The sequence below is a fragment of the uncultured Aggregatibacter sp. genome (assembly GCF_901873365.1).
GTDB lineage: Bacteria > Pseudomonadota > Gammaproteobacteria > Enterobacterales > Pasteurellaceae > Aggregatibacter.
Genome location: NZ_CABFLM010000025.1, coordinates 1 through 755 on the forward strand (window position 1 = coordinate 1; position 755 = coordinate 755).

Annotated in this window: 1 protein-coding gene; it reads left to right on the plus strand. The window is 42.0% G+C overall.

The features are described from left to right. Positions 1-414 precede the first annotated feature (414 nt). Positions 415-755: hypothetical protein (locus QZ106_RS00710; protein ID WP_295973025.1), on the plus strand; the 341-nt coding region annotated here is incomplete at its 3' end.

Here is a 755-nt window from a genome sequence, read left to right on the forward strand (position 1 = left end):
GAATAATATACAAAAAGCATTTTCCTATATAGAAAATTATAGTTGTAAAGAACAAAAGGTATTAATAAATAGCGCTTTTAATTATTATGAGCTTTCTAATCAGGATAAGGATTATTTAATTAACAAACTATTAGATTGCTTATAATATCCTTGCACCCAGATAATGCGCCTTGACCGATGTGTATTGGTAACAAATTGAGAAAATAAGGTAATGTCACAGCCATATGTAATGTGACCCTAGCATTTAGTGTTATTCCTATTGGAATGGATAAAATAACAGTCGTAGGGTTACTTTGCATATGTGGCCGTTATCATTTCAAGCGACGGACAGGCGATGGGGTTTGAGCGGGATAAATTGGGCAGGGCGTTCAGTCAAACCAATGAAGCCGGAAAAACTACCTATGACAAGGACAGATGACCGAAGCGCATATTCGTCAGGGCGGGCAATCCGGTCGCACGACCTTTAGCTTTGATTTAAACGGACAAATGACACAGGTTGCCTGCACAGGACAACACATTGATTTTCGCTATGATGCCACGGGACGTTTGATAGAAGAGTGCTTAAATGGACAAGCCGTCGCCTATGAATACGATGCTAACGGCAACCGTTTAAAAACCTGCCTGCCATCGGGAGATAGCCTGGGCTATTTTTACTACGGCAGTGGGCATTTAAGCGGCATTAAGCTGAACAGCCAACTGATTAGTGAAATGGAGCGGGATGATTTACACCGTGAGATTAGCCGCAGCCAGGGGGC